Consider the following 20,453-nt stretch of genomic DNA (forward strand, 5'->3'; position numbering starts at 1 on the left):
AAAATATTCCTTTTTAACCGCCGCCTAATGGCCGAATAATTTTTACTTGATCTTTTTCTTGCAATCTATAATGACTATATTCCCTCATCAATAGTTGTTTACCATTTACAAAGACAGCTACATAGTGGGTATAGTTCATGTGCTCTAAAAGCATATCTATCGTATAATCAGGGGGAATACAGATGACCTCTTTATTTACTTGTATTTCCATAATCTTCCCTCCGATTTCATTCACTGACTTCTTTTCTTATTTCTTTTCAAGCAGCCATCCTAAAGATAACTTTTTCAATACTGTATCTGTTGGATTTCCTGTTTCCTGATCCCAACCTGCTAGGGCATAGTATAGCTCCTTGGCTTCTTCAAAGGCCTTTTTATCAACACAAACCCCTTTAGAAGGACCATCCTTGAAAGGCTCAAAAATTCTTTCTGGTAACTTATCATCTGCTTTGCTGAAGCCTTCTCTTGCATTAAAGTATCTCATCATATTGATTCTTCTCTCACCTACAAGCATTAATTCATAGATGGAGGTATCCCATCCTAACCCATACTTACATAGGTTTACCATGTCATCTGGGCCATAGAGCTCCCACGCTGGACCCCAAACAAATTGACATAAACAAAGAGTATCCAACACAGAGAAATATTTTTGACTATCTAATGCAAATCTTACTTTCTCCTCATCGATCACAAAAGGATTATCGTAACCCTTCCACACACCTAGCTGAGCCAATCGCTGTCTCTCTCTACTGTCCTCTGGCATCACTAAAAATACGTCATGTTCACTGGATTGATGATCTGCTCCAAAAGGATTTACAGCATATATCAAGCCAACAGCAGGTTTGAATTGGGGCATATGGGCTGGCAATTCCTGTCCTTTTACAGACATACTGAGGGGAATAGCTTCTTTTCCAATTTTTTGTGCTGCTCTATAACTACCCTCTGCCAATAAATCCCCCAAACCTTCTCTCTTGGCAATCTTTTCGACAATAGTAGGAACCACTTCATTATTACCAAACTTCAGTACTAAGCCATCCGTATCCTTATCGGTAATTAGACCTTTCTCATAGCATTCCATTGCAAAAGATATGGTAGCTCCGCATGAAATTGTATCAAGGCCATACATGTTACAAAGCTGATTTGCTAGTGATACAGTCTCTAAGCTGGTAACACCACAGTAGGAACCAAGGGTGGCACAGGTTTCATATTCTGGTCCTCCATAAAGAGGATCTACCACACCTGGAATCTCTACTACCCTTTTACATCTTACTGCACATGCATAGCAAGTATCTCTTTCCTTTAAAATCGTTTCATACATTGTGGTGCCGGTAATGTTCTTTGCACCCTCTGGGAAATGTCCTGTTGTCCAATTGTTGGTAGGTAAGAAACCTTCTTCATGGAAGCCCTCTAAATCTCCATCAGTTCCATACTTACCTAAGCCAGCTACAGCTTCATTTTCTTCTAATCTTTCCTTAACACTTTTCGCCAATGCTTGGAATTTCTCGTTATCATAAGCCTTCATAGGCTTGCCTTTTTTCACAACCACAGCCTTCAAGTTTTTAGATCCCATTACTGCTCCCATGCCATTTCTTCCATTGGCTCTATTGCACATATTAATAATACAAGCATATTTTACTAAATTTTCCCCAGCAGGCCCGATTTGAGCAATCTCAATATCCTTGTCTCCTACTTCTTCTCGTATCACGTCTTCTGCTTCCCCAGTTATTTTGCCCCATGCCTTTGAAGCATCCTTTAACGTCACCTTATCTCCATCAATATATAAATACACCGGTTTATCTGACTTTCCACGGAACACCGCAGCATCCCATCCATTGGCCTTAAAATGTACTGGAAAAAATCCACCAGCTTGACTGTCTCCCATAGTTCCTGTTAAAGGACTTTTTGCCGTAACGGTTAACCTACTTATACCGCTAATTGGTAAAGCTGTTAAGGCTGATACAGAAAATACAAGCATATTTTCAGGTGATAATGGATCTATTCCGGGTTCCATCTCCTGTAGCGCTAAATAAAGTCCTAGTGCGGATCCACCTGGATAAAGTCTATAGATTTCTCCCGGCAGGGTTCTTGTTATGATTTCTCCACTCGATAAATTTACGTCTAATATTTTTGCATTAGGAAACAGATTCATGTGTCCCCCTCCTTTGGGTTTTTATGATGTCTAAACATGCTTTAAGGGAAATTTTTTCCCTTAAAGCATGTTTTCTAGCCTTATCTTGATTCTATTTCTTTTACTTCCTCTAGAAGTGTTTCTAAAATTTCCTTGCCGCCAGCCCCTACCATTTCAACATATTTATCATAGGCAGATTTACTTGCAGCTCTAAATACTTCTCTTTCTCCATCTGTTAATTCAACAATTTCTATATTGCTTTGTGCTTTAATTCTATCTAATGCTCCACCATTCAATTCTTCTTGTATTTCAAAGGAATAATCTCTTAGCTCTTCCACTGTCTCTAGAACCATATCTTGAATATCCGCCGGTAATCCATTAAAGAAATCAGGGTTGACAGCAGTTGTTGTTACATATAGATTTGAATTCGCTAATGTTAAATACTTTTGTACTTCATAAAACTTCATTTGATCAATTGCAAATAGTGGATTCTCTTGACCTTCTATCATGTTTAACTGTAATCCGCTGTAAACCTCCATATATGGAACCGGTGTTGGGTTAGCACCATAAGCTTGATAAGCAGCAACAATCATTGGTGAAGGCATGGTTCTCATTTTCATACCTCTCCATTGGTCTGGCGTGTTTACCGGCTTATTACTTGTCCATTGCATAGCTCCTTCTGTCCAGTAAGCTAAAACCTTTATGTTCTTTTCTAAATATTTATTAGATAACAATTCGTTAAGTGCTTTACTTGTTTTAAAGATTTCTGCGTTTTTGTCCATATCATCTGTGAAAAGGAAATGTAAAGAGAATAATTGATTCTCTGGAACTAAAGTTCCTGTATTACCAGGAGATACGATGGCAAATTCTATCCCCCCCTTTTGTAATAGCTCAGCTTGTTGCGTTGCATCTCCGATTTGTCCTACTGGATAAATATCGATGTTAATTCTTCCATCTGACTTTGCCTCGATTACTTCTTTAAACTTCTTCACATATAAATCCTGTACGTCTCCGTCGATCTCTTCATGAGCAAACCTCCAAGTGTAGGTTTCTTCCCCTGTAGCATTACCGCCTGCATTTTGATTACCTCCACATCCAACTAGTAATGCCATCGTTAATACTACAAGCATAATTAAAGAAACTATCTTTTTCATTTACTTATCCTCCTTTAATTTTATTATTAGTTTCCCTGCCGACTGTTGAATGTCGACAAGAAAGCTTATAAATTTAGATAATTGAAAACAGACCTTACATGGATTTCCACGCCATACTTCAAAGTTTCTTCATCAATATCAAACATCGGGTGATGATGAGGATAATGGGTATTTTTTGCTGCGTTTCCTGTACCTATAAAACAAAATGCACTAGGTACCCGGTGAGTAAATTCTGCGAAATCTTCCCCTGCTAAGCATCTATACTCTTCGATGTTCTCTTCTGTACCAAAGGTTTCCTTAGATGCTTCTCTTGCAAAGGCTACCATCTTACTATCATTCATAAGAGATGGATTGCTAGGTATATACTTCAATTCATATTTTACATCCATTGCATCACAAATCCCTTTGATTACCCTTTCAAATCTACCTAACAGAATCTGTTTTTCTCTTTCTTCATCGGGAAATAGAAATCTTATAGTTCCTCCTATATCCACCCTGTCTGCAATAATGTTACGTCCACTGCCACCATGAACCTTACCGATCATAATGGTGATTGGCAACAATGGATTGACTTCTCTTGTCTGGATGGATTGCAGGGCTTGTATCACATTAGCACTAGCTAAAATAGGGTCCAAAGCAGTATGGGGTGCTGATGTATGCCCAGCCTTACCGATAATACTTAGTTCGAATTCCTCTGTTGCAGCCATAACTGGTCCACTGGATAAGCCAATCCTGCCACTTTCAATAGGCGTCCACAGATGCGCACTAAAGGCTGCATCTACTTTGGGATTTTCTAAAACCCCCTCCTTAATCATATCTAATGCCCCTGCTTCTTCTTCATTTGGCTGAAAAACAAACTTCACATTCCCGTCTATGCTGTCTTTATGCTTTGCCAGTATTTTTGCTGCTATCAGCAGCATCGCTGTATGCCCATCGTGACCGCAGGCATGCATTACACCTGGGTTTGTAGATTGAAAAGATAAGCCTGTTTTTTCATTTTGAGGTAGAGCATCCATATCTGCTCTTAACATGACAGTTTTTCTTGGTTTTTTTCCTTTTAAAAGACCAACTACACCAGTTTTAGCGATTTTCTTTACCTCTAAACCAAGATCATGAAGATAGTCATAGACAATCTTTGAGGTTCGTACCTCTTCATAGCCTAGTTCAGGATGCATATGAAAATCTCTTCGTAGATCAATGAGTTCCTTTTCCAAAGCCTGGATTTCCTTTTTGAAATCAATCATAGTATACACACCTCGATTTTCATCTTTTTAATAAAATCGCCTAAGGTACAAGCAATAAAGATAACTGTGGAACAAAAATAATTATTACGGAAATAATAACTAACATTAATAGATAAGCTGGCAGTCTCTTAACTACCTTTAAAAAAGGTATATCAAATATCGCGCTGGCAGTAAATATATTACATCCAAAGGGTGGACTTACTGAAGCTAAGGCTGCTTGTAGTGTAACGATAATTCCTAAGTGGATTGGATGAATCCCTGCCTGCATAGCAAGTGGGAAAAATATTGGCGTCAAGATAACAATGGCTACGATAGAATCAACAAACATCCCTGCAATATAGAAGAATATTGTTACTGTAATCAAGATTTTTACTGCAGAAGGATTTGTTCCTAATACAGACTGTGTTATCATTTGCGGTATTCTGGCGTAGGATATAGCCCATGAAAACAAGCTTCCCGCTGCAACCAATATAAATACTGCTGTTGTTACCACAGCTGTGGATAATCCGATATTCTTAAAATCTTTAAGCTTAATGGATTTAAAAATAAATAATTCTAAAATCGATGCATATAAAACCCCCATAGCTGCTGCTTCAGTAGGACTAAACGCCCCGGAGTAGATTCCAGCAAATATAACAACTGGAAATCCTAAAGGACCAATGGCCTTTTTAAATGCTTCTACTCTTCCCTTGAAACCAACTCTCTCTGTTGTCGGGATCTTCTTTCTCCTTGCCATAAAATAGTTATATACGCAGAAGAACAATAGAATGAGAAGCCCTGGTAAAACACCGGCTATAAATAAATCCCCTACAGATGCTCCCGTTACAACTGCATACATGATCATTGAAATACTTGGAGGAATCAATAGTGCTATGATAGCAGAGCAAATAATCAGGGCTGTAGTATCTTCATCCTCATAACCTGAAGAAAGTAATCTGTTTCTCATAGGCTTACCTATAGCTACTACTGTTGCCTGCGTAGAACCTGAAATTGCTCCAAATATTGTACATGTTGCTGCTGTTGTGATCGCCATTCCTCCGTGGATATGCCCTACAAAGGTATCTACGAAATCTAACAATCTATTTGATGTTTGTCCAGCACACATGATATCCGCTGCAAAGATAAACATTGGTACTGCTAGAAGGACGATAGGTGATACCCCGGCTATCAACTGTTGGGTTGCAAGAAGTGGATTTAGATTTGGAAAATAGGTGACGATTACCGCTAACGGTGCTAAGATCATCGCTATAAACATTGGGAAATTCAATAAAAACAAAAGAAACATGATACCCATCAACATCCAAAGCATCTTTTATACCTCCTCCTTACTGGTATTTTCTGATACTGCATCGATAAAGCTATTTAGATCTGTCGTTATTTCTTGATCTATTGGTATTTTGATGATACTTGTTAAATATAAATCCTTCTCTTTAATGTTAAATAGGAATGTTCTAAGGTATTCAATCGCTGCTAAGAAAAATCCTAGAGGAACAACTGCATAGATGAGATACATTGGTATTTGTAGCGCTGGTGTAACTCTTCCTAAGTTTTTTACAGATAAAACATACCTATATGCTAAAGTTCCAAGGTATATCATAGCTGCTGATGAAACAAAAGAAATGATAATCATAGCTATTTTCTTATATTTATTGCTTACTAAATCAAATAAAATGGACATTGTGATGTGTCTTCCAGTTCTGGCACAATATCCAAGGCCAAAAAAAGATACCAAAACCAGTAATGCTTGCGCTACTTCTTCTGTAAATGTTATACTGCTATTCATTACGGTTCTCATAAACACATTGACTATAAGCAATATGGCCATAGCAATGATTGCAAAGCTTAAAACAAATTCCTCAAATTTTGATAAAGTTTGGTTAAAGAACTTATTCATTAATTTCCCTCCTCGCGCCATTAGGCCTATGAAGACTGAATTAGTTAGGGCATAGGCTAGCTACTGTGCAAAGGTTTTCAATCCCTCTAAAAGCCTATGCCCCTTCTTTCTTACAATCTCCCTGTGCAGGACTTTTTACTTGACCAATAACTTTCTTGGATAGTTTGTAAAGGTTTCACAACCATTTTCAGTCACTCTAAAGGATTCACTAATTTCTACACCAAAATCTGATAGCCAAATACCAGGAATCATATGGAAAGTCATGTTTGGTTGCAGAACTGTCTTATCTCCTGGTCTTAAGCTAGCTGTATGCTCGCCCCAATCTGGTGGATAATTAAGCCCCATAGCGTATCCTATACGAGAGTCTTTAATAAATCCACTCTTAGCGATGCTCTTTGCCCATACCCTTTCTATGTCTTCACAAGTCACTCCAGGCTTTACTGCTTCTAGGGCATTGCTAAGACCTTCTACCACTACAGCCTCTAGGTCTCTTACCTTTTGCGGTGCATCCCCAATAATCAAGGTTCTAGCCAGAGGACAGTGGTATCTTCTATAGCAACCTGATAATTCCAAGATAACGGTTTCCCCGTCCTGATAAGGTTCATCTGTCCAGCTCAAGTGAGGGGTGGATGTTCTAATACCACTTGGCATAAGGGGTACAATCGCTGAATAATCCCCACCATACTCCTTCGTACCGCTGATCTGTGCATGATACACATCCGCCGCAGCATCACATTGTCTAACACCCTTGTCCACACTCTTAAAGGCTGTCTCCATTGCCTTCTCAGCAATTCTAGCGGCTCTTCTTATATACTCAACTTCCATATCAGATTTAACAATTCTCACCCAGTTTACTAGGTTTGTTCCATCTTTAAACTTGGCGTTTGGTAACCCTAGAGCTAATCTCTCTTGACACTTTGCAGTATAGTAATAAGTATCCATCTCTGTAGCAATAATCTTATTCTCATACCCTTTTTCTTTGATGATATCAGAAACAAAATCCATTGGATGCTTAACTAAAGATTGTACATAATCATCGGTGTAGGGTCTTATATTTTCCTCTTTAAGCCATGAGGTTAGCCTAGCTGCATTAGAGTCTTGGCCTCTACCTACCCAGATTGGCTCTTCTTGGTCAGCCATCACAATAATACACTGATGTACATAAAAGGACCAGCCATCGAATCCAGTAAGGTAATTCATGTTTGCAGGATCTGTAGCAATAAGCACTTCAACACCATTTTCAATCATTCTTTGCTGTGTTTTTCTGAGCCTTTCCTTATACTCTTCTACTTGAAAATACAAGGTTTTTTCCATTGCTTAATATCTCCCCTCTGTATGAAAAGTTTTATTATTATTGGTGTAGATTGTCAATTGTCGACAATCCAATGGCAATAAAAATCTTATAGCTCTAAAATCTTCCATCCTTATAGGATATAATATGCTCCCGTAAAGCCTTTTTACATCTTTCTAAGTCTTTACTTCTTAAGTGTTTAATAATTTCATAATGATCAGTTGCTGTAACTAACAAGTTTCCCGTCTCATTTGTATCATACAGCATGGCCATTCTTAGTTGAAAAAAAATTCCCTCTAAAATCTCCACCCTTCTAGAACTTCCTGATTTTTTCCATATGAACCTGTGGAATTCCATATCTTTCATGTTGATAATTACGGCTTTTTTTTCTACATCCTCAGGCCCATTCACTACATGAATCATGCTATTTACAATGTTCTCCAGAGTAAGGAAATCTTCTTCTGTTAGTTTGTTTTGATTGATTAAGATTTCAAGGATGTTATTCTCCAATAGAAGTCTTATGTCAAAAACTTCTTTTATGTCTTCTAGTGTAAATTTTGTAATATAGGTACCTTTACGTGGAATAACTGTTACAATCCCCTCGTTTTGAAGTTCTTTTATTCCTTCTCTTACTGGTGCTCTACTTATACCAAGGGTTTTAGCAACTTCTGTTTCTAATATATGATCGCCTTCTTTATATATTCCACATAGAATTCTTTCCTTGATATAATCAACAACGATACTACATAGGTTCTCTTTTTGATATTCAGCTGTATCTATTAGCAATTTCCTTCACCCCCTTTGCAAAATAGCACCCTTATTTTTAATGTTCAAGGTTTCACAACTGGTAAGTATTGCGACAAAAGTTTTTGTTGATTGTCGACAATCAACATTTTTCTTATTAATGATAATTCGACATGAACTATCATTATCCTTCTTTATTTTTAAAAAATTTCAAAAAATTTATTTGTTTTTTATTTCTATAGTACTGCTATTGCTTTCCAAAGAACTTTTGTCGACAATTGACACTTGTTAGTTGTTTAAATTCTAATCTCGCTTAAATTATAACACGATATTAGAATAAAAACAATATACTATATTGTATGAATATTCTATATTATTCACCAAAATTTCCCATCTCCTCTGCTAAATCAAAGGTAGTTTTCGTAATCTCTTGATACTATGTTGATTTTATTTTTGCTTCATGCTATACTTCAAGCAAATTAAAACCTCTGTGTTTATCTTTGCTTCTGAATGAAAAAGTCCCTCAGCAGTAGCTGGGGGATCTTTTCATTTATATTTGCTCTTTTCTTGTCCATCTATTGGCATCCCGTGTATTAAACTTATACATCATCGCTTCAAATGCTTTTTCTAGATCAATCTCTAAGGAATTAGCAAAACAAAGCAGAATAAATAAACAATCCGCTAGTTCCATATCTATGGTATTTTCCTCCTCGTCGGATCGCTTAGGTTTTTCTCCATAATAATGATTCACTTCCCTCGCTAATTCCCCAACTTCTTCCGTTAGCCTAGCCATCAATGCCAAAGGACTGAAGTATCCCTCCTTAAACTGTGAAATATATGCATCTACTTCTTTTGCCATTTCCTTTAAGGTTATATCTTTTTCCATCCTATTTACTTCCTTTCTTTTTTACGTAGCCGTCTATGCATGCCAGCATACTGAGGTTCAGCATCTTAAATTAAAACCATTAGCCTTCAAAACTAAAGCTCTACACTTCTTTCCTTTCTTTATTTTAACACAGTACTATATAATTTCTATAGGTTTTACAATATCTTTCCACAACCTCTAAAATTCATAAGGGCTTCGCTGGATAAACCAGTGAACTATTTCCATAGATATACCCGTAAACTGAAGATTAAGTTATCATGATTTTGCTTTTAAGGTATAAGACCTCCACCTCTAAGCGTTAGCGTAGGTGGGATTCCCAATCAGGTGGAGTAGACTCTCCACTTGATTCCCCGATGTTCAGCTTTAACTGGAGGAGTTCACTTGTATTTTCTGGTATATCTCCAAAATTGGTTTACATAATATTTTCTTTCCTGTATAATAACTCTATTGTATCACCTTGCAACTGCTGAATCCTGTATTTCTACAGGTACGGAGGAACCAATTTCGGGGTTAATCCATGTATATGGTAGGGAGCCTTCTATCCCGCACCCGTCAGCTAACTTCGGAAGCACCATTAAGGAAGGAGTGTTTATCTATGCAGGGAAACAGTAAAAAGATTGTATCGGTATTTTTAATTCTAGCATTTTTATCGATACAAATTGTAGGGGTATTCGCTAATAACCCTTATGTAACACTAAGGTTTGGTAGTAGAGGAAACGAAGTTGTAAGACTTCAACAAGCACTACGAAATAAAGGTTATTACAACAGCGCTGTTGATGGTATCTACGGTAAAATCACTGAAAATGCTGTTATCAATTTTCAGCGAGACAATCGCTTAACCATTGACGGTATTGCCGGTAGACAAACGCAGTCCAAACTTTATGAAGCTGCGACGGTCTCTAGAGGAAGCAGCACCACTAGGAATTCAGCATCTGCAAATGTGTATTGGCTTTCTAGGATTATTCATGCTGAAGCTGGAGCCGAGCCCTATACAGGAAAAGTAGCGGTGGGAAATGTTGTCTTAAATAGGGTTCATTCAAGGGAGTTTCCTAATACAATTTATAATGTCATTTTTGAATATTATAAAAACATCCCTCAATTCAGCCCTGTGGCTGATGGTACCATCTATAATACCCCTTCTCAAGAAAGTATACAGGCAGCCCACGATGCATTAAGTGGATCAAGACCTGTTGGTAATTCAACATATTTCTTTAATCCCAATAAAGCAACGGGACAATGGATTGTAGCAAACAAGCGTTACGTAACGAGAATAGGGAACCATGTTTTTTATCAGTAGTTTTTACTTTTATTCAGCAAAAGACCACATAGCTTATATGTGGTCTTTTGCTGCACTATTTTGTAAAAGAATCTCTTTATATTCTGTCATTTTGTCTTTATACTTCCATCGCTGAGACTGAGGAACATCTATGGTCATTTGCTTTTTTAAGGTTAATGGAGGCCCTTGAAAAATATGTATATAATCTGCCATAGATAAAGCTTCTTCTATATCATGGGTAGCAAAAACAAAAATTCTGCTTTTTTGATGTTTGTAGTCTATCATATACTGTATTAATGTTGTTTTTAATGCTAGATGAATACCTTTAAAAGGTTCGTCCATTACAAAAATTTCTCCTCCATAAGCAAAGGCTCTTGCAATAGATACCCGCTGCTTCATACCTCCACTTAATTCTTCAGGGTAATAGTTTTTAAACTTTGATAGATTCACTAAAGATAGGTATTCATCGACAATCTGTTGCGCCTCAACTTTTTTATACTGCCCTTCCAAAACAAATAAAATATTTTCTTCAACGGTTGCCCAAGGAAGCAAGCGATCTTCTTGGAAGATATAAGAGCAGGTTTTCTTTTCCACCTCTTCAAGGTTACCTTGGTCAGCAGAAATAAGCTTAGTTATAATGTTTAGCAGCGTTGTCTTACCACAGCCAGAAGGTCCCAAAACGCAGTGGATTTTATCATAAAAAAAATCCATACTAAAATTACAAATAACCTGAAATCCTCCATAGGTTTTATAGAGATTCTTAATGCTTAATTTCAATCCTAACACATCCTTTATCCTCCGGTATGTGCTAAACCTTCCACTTTAAGAAGTGAAGATCAAGCACTACATCTTTGAAGTAAATTGGGTCACAATTCGGTGGGGGTAAAAATTCCTCCTGGATAAATAAACTAAGTGATTGGCACTAAAGCTAAAGTGCAAGCTTGCACTCTGTATAAGTGACTGATACAAAATCATAGATTTTGGTCATCTACTTATGAATTAAGTCTCCTTTTATTGCTAATGCCTTTTTTGTGGTAATTTTTTCTAAACAGCAGGTAAAAATTCTTTCAAATAAAAGGCTTAAAAGAATTATCACCAGTGTCCAAGCAAACAGTCCGCTGGCATCTAAATAAATTTTAGCACTATAAAGCTGACTGCCAATGGCATTTTTAGGATGGCTCAGTACTTCAGCAGCTACGCTCACCTTCCATCCTAAACCCAATGAGGTTATGCAGGCAGTAGAAAAATAAGGAATAATGGTAGGCAAATAAATTTTTTTTACGATCATTCTTTTTTTTATCCTATAGAGCTTCGCCATTTGTAAAAGCTTAGGATCTACATTAGCAAGACCCGTCATAATATTGGTCCAAATGATAGGAAAACACATGAGGAAACAGGTAAAAATAGGCACATGCGAAGAAGAAAACCACACCAAAGCGATAATGATAAAAGACAAAATTGGCGTAGATTTAATAGCAACCATCAAGGGATTCACTAAATTGTAAACAAACCTATAGGCACTGCAGACAATCCCCATGGTGATCCCTAATATGGTAGACAGAAATACCCCTAGGATTACACGATAAATAGAGTAGGCAATGGATTCCCAGAAAATTCTTAAAAACACCAGTTCTTTTAGCTGTGTAAAAACGCTTAAAGGAGATGGTAAATAAATGTCTCTTTGAAGTACAAAGTATGTAATTTGCCAAAGGGTTAGCCAAAATAGGAAGGCGAAAGCGTTATCTAAAGCTTTCTTCTTACTTTTTGTAATAAAATCCTTCATCCGGTAATTTCCCTCCAATGGATTTAGGATCAAAATCGAATAACACTTGATAAAAATCTTGTAAAAATCCCTTTGCCTCCTCAGCATCTATATAAACAATGTTTGAGTAAGGAATTCCTTCCTTTGCAATGACTGCATTCGGTAAGATATCATACTTTGCAATGCGTTCTGCCGCTTCTTCCACTTGGTGGTTAACAAAATCCACTGACATCTCATATTCCTCTAAAAATAGATTTAATGCTCGGGGATTATCTTCGGCAAATTTCCTTTGAACAATCATGCAGCCCATTGCTAACTTACCTTTTTGATGCATAACGTTATACCATTCCTCAGTAATATCTAAAGCAATCCTGAGATCTTTATTGTGAATTAATGCTGTGGTGACATGTGGCTGGGGCAGCAAAGCAATATCTAAATCCCCTTGCGCTAAAACAGCTGTCAATTCTGTGTGCTGCAATTTATAATCTAGCACAACATCTTCTGTCAAATGATTTTGTTCTAAAATATATTGAAATATATAATCTGAAGAAGTGCCTTTGCCACTGCTATTTACTGTTTTCCCTTTTAAGTCTTCTATGCTATGAATTTTATCTCCATTTTCTACTACATATAAAACTCCCAATGTGTTCACTGCCGCCAATTGAACCTCACCTGCCATCCTGTTATATAAAACAAGCGCTAAATTGGTAGGCACTGCTGCTATATCTACCTCTTTATTAATGATCCTGCCTACTAAATCATCTGGACTCCCCATAAGCGTAAAATCGTAGTTTAGGGCAGTCATTCCCTTTTCATTTTTTTCCATCAGTTCCGCCATCCCCATACCAGTAGGTCCCTTTAGCGCAGCAACACGGATTAAGGTCTTTTCCTGTGTTGCAGAAGAAGTCTCCCGATGAACTACTTCTTTATTACAACTGACCATTGTTATCATTAAACCCACCGTCAACAATAAAGCTAAGGTCTTTTTCAACACATATCCCACTGCTTTCTACCTCCTAATAAAAAGTTTTATTTTCCCTAGGTAAGCCATCATACCCTTTAAAATATATTTAAACTTGTGTAATTTAAAGAGGATCATTGCATAGCATAAACCTGCAAATTATAATTTTGTAACTATTCTTTATATATGCTAAAATAATAGATAGATTTACAGTTTTTTCCCATAGATAAACCTTTAAACTTTTTTATTATTAAATAGATAAGAAATTATCATCTATGACGAGAAAGAGGTGTGACAATGTTTCATCGTAGTAAAGACATACTAAATCAACCAGAATGGTCTAATGTAAGGGCTTTATACAAGTCCAACGGTTTTACTGACGAGGAGCTGGAAAAACCCATTATCGCTGTTGTTAATTCCTTCAACACTATCTGCCCAGGCCACTACAACCTCAATAACCTTACGCAATATGTAAGGGAAGGTATCCGAGCCGCTGGTGGCACGCCTGTAGAGTTTGGTACAATTGCTGCTTGCGATGGCATGGCTATGGGTCATAAGGGAATGCGCCATATCCTCCCCACACGAGAATTAATTGCAAACGACATAGAAATGATGATTGAAGCCCATAGGTTAGATGGTATGGTACTTCTAGGGTCTTGTGATAAAATTGTGCCTGGCATGCTTATGGCAGCAGCAAGATTAGATATTCCTGCTGTTTTTGTAAATGGTGGTCCAACCCTTCCGGGAAGAATGAAGGAAAACAATCCTTACGGTGGGGAGCATATTGACCATTCCATTATTCAGCAATCCCTAGGCTCTCTTAATACCGATACCATGAGTTGGGATCAATACATGTGGCTGGAGGACAATGCCTGTCCTACCATTGGTTCCTGCGCTATGCTAGGAACTGCTAATACAATGTGCTGTTTAGCAGAAGCTATGGGCATGTCTCTCCCTGGAAGTGCTGTTATTCCTGCAGTTTATAGTCATAGAATGGCTATTGCTTTTCAAAGCGGCAAAGCTGTTATGAAGTTAGTCCATAAGGGAATAACTGCTAGACAAATCATTACCCGCCAAGCCTTAACCAATGCCATAAAAGTAAACTCCGCCATAGGAGGCTCCACCAATGCTGTTCTTCATACACTTGCAATCGCCTATGAAGGAGAAATAGACTTAAGCCTAGAGGACTTTGGTAACATCAGTAGAGAAGTGCCTCATCTTTCTCCTATGATTCCAGGGGGGCCCTATGCCCTCCTAGACTTTTATGAAGCTGGTGGTATTCCAGCGATTATGAAGGAACTAGAGACAGTCCTTGACTTAGACACTATAACGGTGACAGGAAAGACCCTTGAAGAAAACATCAAAAATGCAAGAGTATTGAACAAAGATGTAATAAAAGATCTCAGCAATCCTGTAACTACTAATAGTGGTATTGCTATATTAAAAGGAAACTTAGCTCCTGAAGGAGCAGTAACCAAACCCTCTGCCATACCAAAGGATGCCTTAACCTTTACAGGACCAGCAGTGGTTTTTGAAAGCGAAAAAGATGCCCTAGAAGAAATTGCCACCAATAAGGTACAAGCTGGAAATGTTATCGTCATAAGAAATGAAGGCCCTAAGGGTGGACCTGGTATGCCTGAAATGTACAAAGCCATGAAAATGCTGGTAGGTATGAATCTAGGCAGTAGGGTTTGTGTAATAACCGACGGGCGTTTTTCTGGTTCTAATAATGGCTGCTTTGTAGGCCATATTTGTCCAGAGGCTGCCGTTGGAGGTCCTATTGCTTATGTTAAAAACGGAGATATCATATCCGTAGATGTAGAGGGAGGCTCTATACAGGTTTTATCAGAAGACTTCGAAGACCGTTTAAAAGAAAAAGTTCAGCTACCTAAAAATAAAGCCCAAGGATATCTCCATGTATATGCGAATATTGTCACCTCTGCTTCTAGAGGAGCGGTAATTCCTACCCGTGAGGAAGCTTAATACCTAGGCCAAAAAGCCAACAGAAGGATTTCTGTTGGCTTTTTTCTTTTTCTCCAGCATACCCTTAGATAATTCTAACTATAGAGCTATGTTTACTGTAAATTTTTCTTGCCTTCTCTACAGACAGATTATATAATAGTACTATTAATCTAGTACAGGTGGCGTAAGGAGCTTTAAAATCCAGTATTTAGCAGGCACACTTCCTATAAAATGAAACTTAATTCATAGGAGACTTTTACATCTCCTAAATTGTAGTCGAATTTACTTCGAGGATATAGTGCTTGATCCCCCACTTCTTAAAGAGGGGGTCTTAGCAATACACCGAAGGATAAAATATGTTGCTAAAATTGGTTAAAGGGGCATAGTCTTAAAATTCTAATGTACTTCTACTGTAATTACGTGATTAAGGGGGATTCTCAATGACAAAAAACACAACAAATCGTTGGTTGGTAGTGCTTGGCGCTATGCTTTTGCAAGTATGCATCGGTTCTATTTACTCTTGGAGTTTATTTAATGAGCCTCTTGTGCAGGCCTTTGGCTGGCAAAGCAACGAAGTCGTGCTTACCTTCTCCATAGCAGTTTTTGTATTTGCCTTTACCACCATCTTTTCCGGCAGGCTTCAAGATAAAATTGGTCCTAGAATCGTTGCTTCTATTGGTGGCTTGCTTTATGGTATTGGTTTGCTCTTGACTTCCACTGCTACCTCTATTACACAACTATACATCTATTATGGCCTTATTGCTGGTATTGGTGTTGGTTTTGCCTATGTCTGTCCGCTTTCCACCTGTGTAAAATGGTTTCCTGAGAGAAAAGGATTTATTACGGGTCTTGTGGTGGGCTCCTTTGGCCTTGGAAGCCTAGTGTTTAAGTCTATCATCGAGTTTTTACTTGTCTCAAAAGGACTTTCTGGAACCTTTTTCTATCTAGGAATCATTTACTTTGTTTGTGTAGTCGTTGGCGCTCAGTTTTTAAAAGTTCCTCCAGAAGGCTATGCTGAAACTATGAAAAAGAATAATGTTTCTTCTGACGAAACCAACTTTACAGTAAGAGAGATGTTGAAAACCAAGTCCTTTTACCTTATCTGGGTAATGTATCTATTTGCAACCATGAGTGGTTTACTGGTTATAGGCTTGGCAAAAGATATCGGTATTGAACTAGCTAATTTAGAACCCCATGTTGCTGCCAATGCAGTTTCCATGATTGCCTTTTTTAATGCAAGTGGAAGGCTTATATGGGGAAGCCTTTCAGATAAGTTAGGTAGAATCAGGGTCGTATCTATGATGTTAGCAATAACTGCTGTAGGCATGATTCTAATGAGCATAACTTCCCTAAGCTTTATTACCTTTTTTGTTTATGTCGCCGCCATTACCTTCTGTTTCGGTGGATTCTTATCAGTGCTTCCTACAGTCACAGGGGAGTTCTACGGTATGAAAAATCTAGGTGCCAACTATGGTATTGTTTATCAAGCCTATGGTCTATCTGCTTTGGTTGGACCGATGGTGGTAACCTATGTCGGAGGTCTTAAACCTACCTTTATTATTGCTGCAATATTGGCGATTATAGGTGGCGTAATGACCTTAATGATTAAGCCTCCCTTATCTAATGCTTTATTAACCTCATCTTCTGAGCAGACAACGTAGCGTATAGCTATTTACTGTCAAACAATGAAGGAGTAGATCTTAATATCTACTCCTTCATTTTATTCTATGCTATATATTCATTCCTAATGTATCACTTACACAGCTAAGTGCAAAATATTCAAAACATCTGTTTTGCCTAATTCAACAAAATTTCCAACTGTTTTGGTAGGAGTTTGCACACATTTTTCTGCCATTTCTTCAAAACGATCATTGGGAATATTTAGCTCTTGCAAAGTAATCGGCATGCCTATTGATTGAAAAAATTCTTCCATCTTTTTAATGCCTTCTAATGCGGCTTTTTCAAGGTTTTCTTCATCCTCTGCCACGCCCCAAACACGTACAGCAAATTGAGCAAATTGATTGATATCATGTTTGTATACATATTTCATCCAAGCCGGTAGTATTACTGCCAATCCTGCACCGTGGGCTACATCATAGATTCCACTTACTTCGTGTTCTATTTTATGGGATGCCCAATCTCCTACTCTTCCAGTGCCTAGCAGCTCATTGTGGGCGATGGTGCCGGTCCACATAATCTCTGCTCTTGCTGCATAATCCTCTGGATCCTTCAATACAATTGGAGCATTTTTTATAACAGTTTTTAGCGCAGCTTCACATAATCCATCTGTAAGATCTACGTTTTTTTCATTTGTAAAATATCTTTCCATCACATGCGACATAATATCTACAATGCCGCAGGCTGTTTGAAAAGGTGGTAATGTAAAAGTCAATTCTGGATTCATAATAGCCAGTTTAGGCCTAACAAGGTCTGTTCTGATCCCTCTTTTGTACCAGCCTTCTTCATTGGTGATAACACAACTATTGCTGGCTTCACTTCCTGTAGCAGGTATGGTTAAGATAACGCCTAAAGGTAAAATTTCTTGAGGTGTTGCTTTCCCTTCAAAGAAGTCCCACACTGATTGGCTATAGGGTACGCCTACAGCAATAGCCTTAGCAGAATCTATTACACTTCCCCCTCCCACAGCAAGGATATACCCTACATTTTCCTTTCTGCAGAGTTCGATGCCTTTTTCTACAAGACTAAGTCTAGGATTTGGCTGTACTCCCGAAAGTTCTACGTATTCTATTTCAGCAGCCTTTAATGAATCAATTACGCGATCATAAAGTCCTGATTTTTTTATGCTTCCACCACCGTAGTGGAGTAATACCTTCTTACCATATTTTTTTACTTCTTCTCCTATTACCGATTCCGTACCCTTCCCAAAGATAATTTTTGTTGGACTTTCAAAAACAAAGTTTTTCATGATGTTGCCTCCAATTCTTCTCTTTTATATATGTTATATAGATATCCCTCTGTAAATTTTAACATGTCAAAAGGGTATACCCATATCCTTGCATTAAATTAAAAACCTATTTCCAATGATACAGGACAATGATCACTGCCCATGATATTTGAATGAATTTCTGCCTTCCTTAACAAGCCCTTCAGCCTTTCAGATACAATAAAATAGTCAATTCTCCAACCTGCATTTCTTTCCCTTGCCTTGCCCATATAGGACCACCAAGTATACGCCCCTTCTTGATCTGGATAAAAATATCTAAAAGTATCTATAAAGCCTCCCTCAAGTAGTTCTGTCATTTTTCCTCTTTCTTCATCTGTAAAACCAGCATTTCTTTTATTGGTTTTAGGATTTTTTAAGTCAATTTCCTTGTGGGCTACATTGAGATCGCCGCACAAGATCACTGGCCTTACTGCATCTAATTTTTTTAGGTGCTTTCTAAAGGCATCCTCCCAAGTTTCTCTATAATCAAGTCTTGCTAATTCCCTCTGAGAGTTAGGGGTATATACATTTACTAGATAAAATTCTTCAAACCCTAAAGTAATCACCCTTCCCTCTTGGTCATGTTCTTCCATCCCCATGCCATATTCCACAGATACAGGTTTTTTCTTTGTGAATATAGCCGTACCAGAATAACCTTTTTTCACTGCGTAATTCCAATACTGTTGATATCCCTCTAAATCTAGATCAATTTGTCCTTCCTGCAACTTGGTTTCCTGAAGACAGAACATGTCTGCATCCACCTCTTTGAAATACTCTAAAAATCCTTTACCCACACAAGCCCTAAGGCCATTCACATTCCATGAAACAAACTTCATAACTACACCCTCCATGCCTTCCTTTTTCTACTGAATTCTGTTCATTTTATAGAAATACGCCTATCAATTTTAACATATTAAGGCTGCATTTGCAGTCCTTGGATACGCTTTTTTAGCCAAGGCAAAATCGTGGATCTTAGATACTAAATTTCAAGTTTAAAAGCGTACATCTATATCTTAATTTTGCTTTCACCCCTCCTATACGTGTTAAAGTAGGTGGGGATTTGTTACCTTGTTGGAACAAATTTATCCTTACTTTCTTTTGTCTTCTATATTAGCAGCATTTTTTTCTCTGCATTTTTGAACATTGGCACAATTTCTACAGGATGGACTACAGTATTTAGCTCTAGCATTACTGGAAATAAAGATACTATTGCAGTGGCTACATCGATTGATTAAGGTAGTTTCATCTGTAACTGCAAATGCATAGATTGTCTCTATTGCAGTTTTAAGAGAATCAAATTCCCACGCAATCATCGTCTTATCCAATTGGCTAATGGTAAAACCTATTTTTTCTGCACCAAATTTCTCAGCCATAATTGTTACCTTCTCTGTTAGATAGGAAGAGGAATTTCTATAAATCAGCAATTGATTAAAGTGTGAAGAAATCATCTTGGCAAAATTGACGATCCAGTTGATTTGTTCAGAGTAGAACTTAGAAAATATCAAATCCATTACGATAGGTCTTTTGCCATAGAACTTAGGAGAATCTTCTCTTTTCATTACATCTATAGAATCTCTATATTGTTTAAATACAACTTCCCCCTCTTTTGCAAAGGGTATAAACTTATCGATAAATTCATTTGCATCCATAATTTTTTCTTTTGTAATATAATTATTTTCAATCATTAGCACTTTATCTTCTCCAACAATGTTCCGATTATAGGCACTGGCACTAATGAATCCCAACAAACCATATTTTCTAGCAAATATCAAAAGGTCTTTATTTAATTCTTCTCTATCTATCTCTTCTTGAATTTTTAAAGCTTTATCCCCTATCTTCATCAAATCCATAAGTAAATCTTCTGCTACATCGAAGGGATTATACATGCAAAATGTCGCCTCTTCTGCTGGGATAATATACACCTCTCCATCATAGGCTGTCTTGAACTGATAATCGCTATATCGAATCCAATCTGTAGCAAAACTTCCTATTAACCCTATTTTCCCTTCCATAAATGTCTACCCCTCTTTGTTTATGATAAACTCTATAAAATATGTAATATGTTTTATATATTTATATATTACACTTATTAGTTTAATTTTATTTCTATTTCATTTTTTTGTCAATATCCTCTCTTTACTTTAGAGAAGCTTATGGTAAAAGTTTGGCAATACAAAATAGTAATCGCTACACTGTTATTATTGTTTTTT

The 20,453-nt window shown here is 37.4% G+C and carries 18 protein-coding genes and 1 riboswitch; of the genes, 3 read left to right on the top strand and 15 right to left on the bottom strand.

Going from position 1 to position 20,453, the window contains the following annotated elements; translation table 11 throughout:
• Positions 1-13: 13 nt before the first annotated feature.
• The 9 genes from thiS to BJL90_RS04775 all read right to left on the bottom strand — a co-directional run bounded on the left by thiS (position 14) and on the right by BJL90_RS04775 (position 9,338).
• On the bottom strand, positions 14-211 hold the full coding sequence (gene thiS, locus BJL90_RS04735; RefSeq protein WP_070964741.1) for a sulfur carrier protein ThiS: 198 nt from the start codon (positions 209-211) through the stop codon (positions 14-16).
• Positions 212-247: 36 nt separating this feature from the next.
• Complete coding sequence (locus BJL90_RS04740; RefSeq protein WP_070964744.1) at positions 248-2,146, bottom strand: aldehyde ferredoxin oxidoreductase family protein; 1,899 nt, start codon at positions 2,144-2,146, stop codon at positions 248-250.
• An 80-nt stretch (positions 2,147-2,226) separates the two neighbouring features.
• Complete coding sequence (locus BJL90_RS04745) at positions 2,227-3,279, bottom strand: TRAP transporter substrate-binding protein (protein ID WP_070964746.1); 1,053 nt, start codon at positions 3,277-3,279, stop codon at positions 2,227-2,229.
• Positions 3,280-3,344: 65 nt separating this feature from the next.
• A complete protein-coding gene (locus tag BJL90_RS04750) occupies positions 3,345-4,523 on the bottom strand; it encodes a M20 metallopeptidase family protein (protein WP_070964750.1) in 1,179 nt (392 codons plus the stop codon).
• A gap of 40 nt (positions 4,524-4,563) precedes the next feature.
• Positions 4,564-5,832, bottom strand: coding sequence for a TRAP transporter large permease (locus tag BJL90_RS04755; protein ID WP_070964753.1), 1,269 nt, complete (start codon positions 5,830-5,832; stop codon positions 4,564-4,566).
• A gap of 3 nt (positions 5,833-5,835) precedes the next feature.
• Positions 5,836-6,417: a TRAP transporter small permease gene (locus tag BJL90_RS04760; protein ID WP_070964756.1), complete on the bottom strand. Its 582-nt coding sequence runs from the start codon at positions 6,415-6,417 to the stop codon at positions 5,836-5,838.
• 135 nt (positions 6,418-6,552) lie between these two features.
• Positions 6,553-7,731, bottom strand: a complete 1,179-nt coding sequence (locus tag BJL90_RS04765) for a M24 family metallopeptidase (protein ID WP_070964758.1) — start codon at positions 7,729-7,731, stop codon at positions 6,553-6,555.
• Between the two features lie 94 nt (positions 7,732-7,825).
• Entirely contained in the window at positions 7,826-8,494 is a 669-nt protein-coding gene (locus tag BJL90_RS04770) for a GntR family transcriptional regulator (protein ID WP_236905021.1), read from the bottom strand.
• A 508-nt stretch (positions 8,495-9,002) separates the two neighbouring features.
• Positions 9,003-9,338 (bottom strand): nucleotide pyrophosphohydrolase, encoded by a 336-nt coding sequence (locus BJL90_RS04775; RefSeq protein ID WP_070964760.1) that lies wholly within the window; start codon positions 9,336-9,338, stop codon positions 9,003-9,005.
• A gap of 454 nt (positions 9,339-9,792) precedes the next feature.
• A riboswitch (cyclic di-AMP (ydaO/yuaA leader) is annotated at positions 9,793-9,926 on the top strand.
• Positions 9,927-9,933: 7 nt separating this feature from the next.
• Between BJL90_RS04775 and BJL90_RS04780 the strand changes: the two genes are divergently transcribed.
• Positions 9,934-10,635 carry a cell wall hydrolase gene (locus BJL90_RS04780; RefSeq protein WP_070964763.1) on the top strand — a complete coding sequence of 234 codons (702 nt, stop codon included), beginning with the start codon at positions 9,934-9,936 and terminating at the stop codon, positions 10,633-10,635.
• 33 nt (positions 10,636-10,668) lie between these two features.
• On the opposite strand, the gene BJL90_RS04785 is transcribed toward BJL90_RS04780, so the two are convergent.
• The 3 genes from BJL90_RS04785 to BJL90_RS04795 all read right to left on the bottom strand — a co-directional run bounded on the left by BJL90_RS04785 (position 10,669) and on the right by BJL90_RS04795 (position 13,379).
• Positions 10,669-11,391 (bottom strand): ABC transporter ATP-binding protein, encoded by a 723-nt coding sequence (locus tag BJL90_RS04785; RefSeq protein ID WP_070972964.1) that lies wholly within the window; start codon positions 11,389-11,391, stop codon positions 10,669-10,671.
• Between the two features lie 211 nt (positions 11,392-11,602).
• Positions 11,603-12,397: an ABC transporter permease gene (locus BJL90_RS04790; RefSeq protein ID WP_070964766.1), complete on the bottom strand. Its 795-nt coding sequence runs from the start codon at positions 12,395-12,397 to the stop codon at positions 11,603-11,605.
• Complete coding sequence (locus BJL90_RS04795) at positions 12,372-13,379, bottom strand: ABC transporter substrate-binding protein (RefSeq protein WP_156778706.1); 1,008 nt, start codon at positions 13,377-13,379, stop codon at positions 12,372-12,374. Before BJL90_RS04795 ends, BJL90_RS04790 begins: the two co-directional genes overlap by 26 nt.
• A gap of 255 nt (positions 13,380-13,634) precedes the next feature.
• On the opposite strand from BJL90_RS04795, the gene ilvD reads away from it, so the two are divergent.
• Both ilvD and BJL90_RS04805 read left to right on the top strand, forming a co-directional pair.
• Complete coding sequence (ilvD, locus tag BJL90_RS04800; protein WP_070964768.1) at positions 13,635-15,320, top strand: dihydroxy-acid dehydratase; 1,686 nt, start codon at positions 13,635-13,637, stop codon at positions 15,318-15,320.
• 419 nt (positions 15,321-15,739) lie between these two features.
• Positions 15,740-16,960 (top strand): L-lactate MFS transporter, encoded by a 1,221-nt coding sequence (locus BJL90_RS04805; protein ID WP_070964771.1) that lies wholly within the window; start codon positions 15,740-15,742, stop codon positions 16,958-16,960.
• 95 nt (positions 16,961-17,055) lie between these two features.
• Here the strand turns inward: BJL90_RS04805 and BJL90_RS04810 are convergent, their stop codons facing one another.
• The 3 genes from BJL90_RS04810 to BJL90_RS04820 form a co-directional block, all read right to left on the bottom strand.
• Positions 17,056-18,225, bottom strand: a complete 1,170-nt coding sequence (locus BJL90_RS04810) for an iron-containing alcohol dehydrogenase (protein WP_070964773.1) — start codon at positions 18,223-18,225, stop codon at positions 17,056-17,058.
• A gap of 98 nt (positions 18,226-18,323) precedes the next feature.
• Positions 18,324-19,079, bottom strand: coding sequence for an exodeoxyribonuclease III (locus BJL90_RS04815; RefSeq protein ID WP_070964776.1), 756 nt, complete (start codon positions 19,077-19,079; stop codon positions 18,324-18,326).
• Positions 19,080-19,331: 252 nt separating this feature from the next.
• Entirely contained in the window at positions 19,332-20,255 is a 924-nt protein-coding gene (locus BJL90_RS04820) for a hypothetical protein (protein WP_070964778.1), read from the bottom strand.
• Positions 20,256-20,453: the final 198 nt, after the last annotated feature.

It is taken from the genome of Clostridium formicaceticum (assembly GCF_001854185.1).
Taxonomy (GTDB): Bacteria; Bacillota; Clostridia; order Peptostreptococcales; family Natronincolaceae; genus Andreesenella; species Andreesenella formicacetica.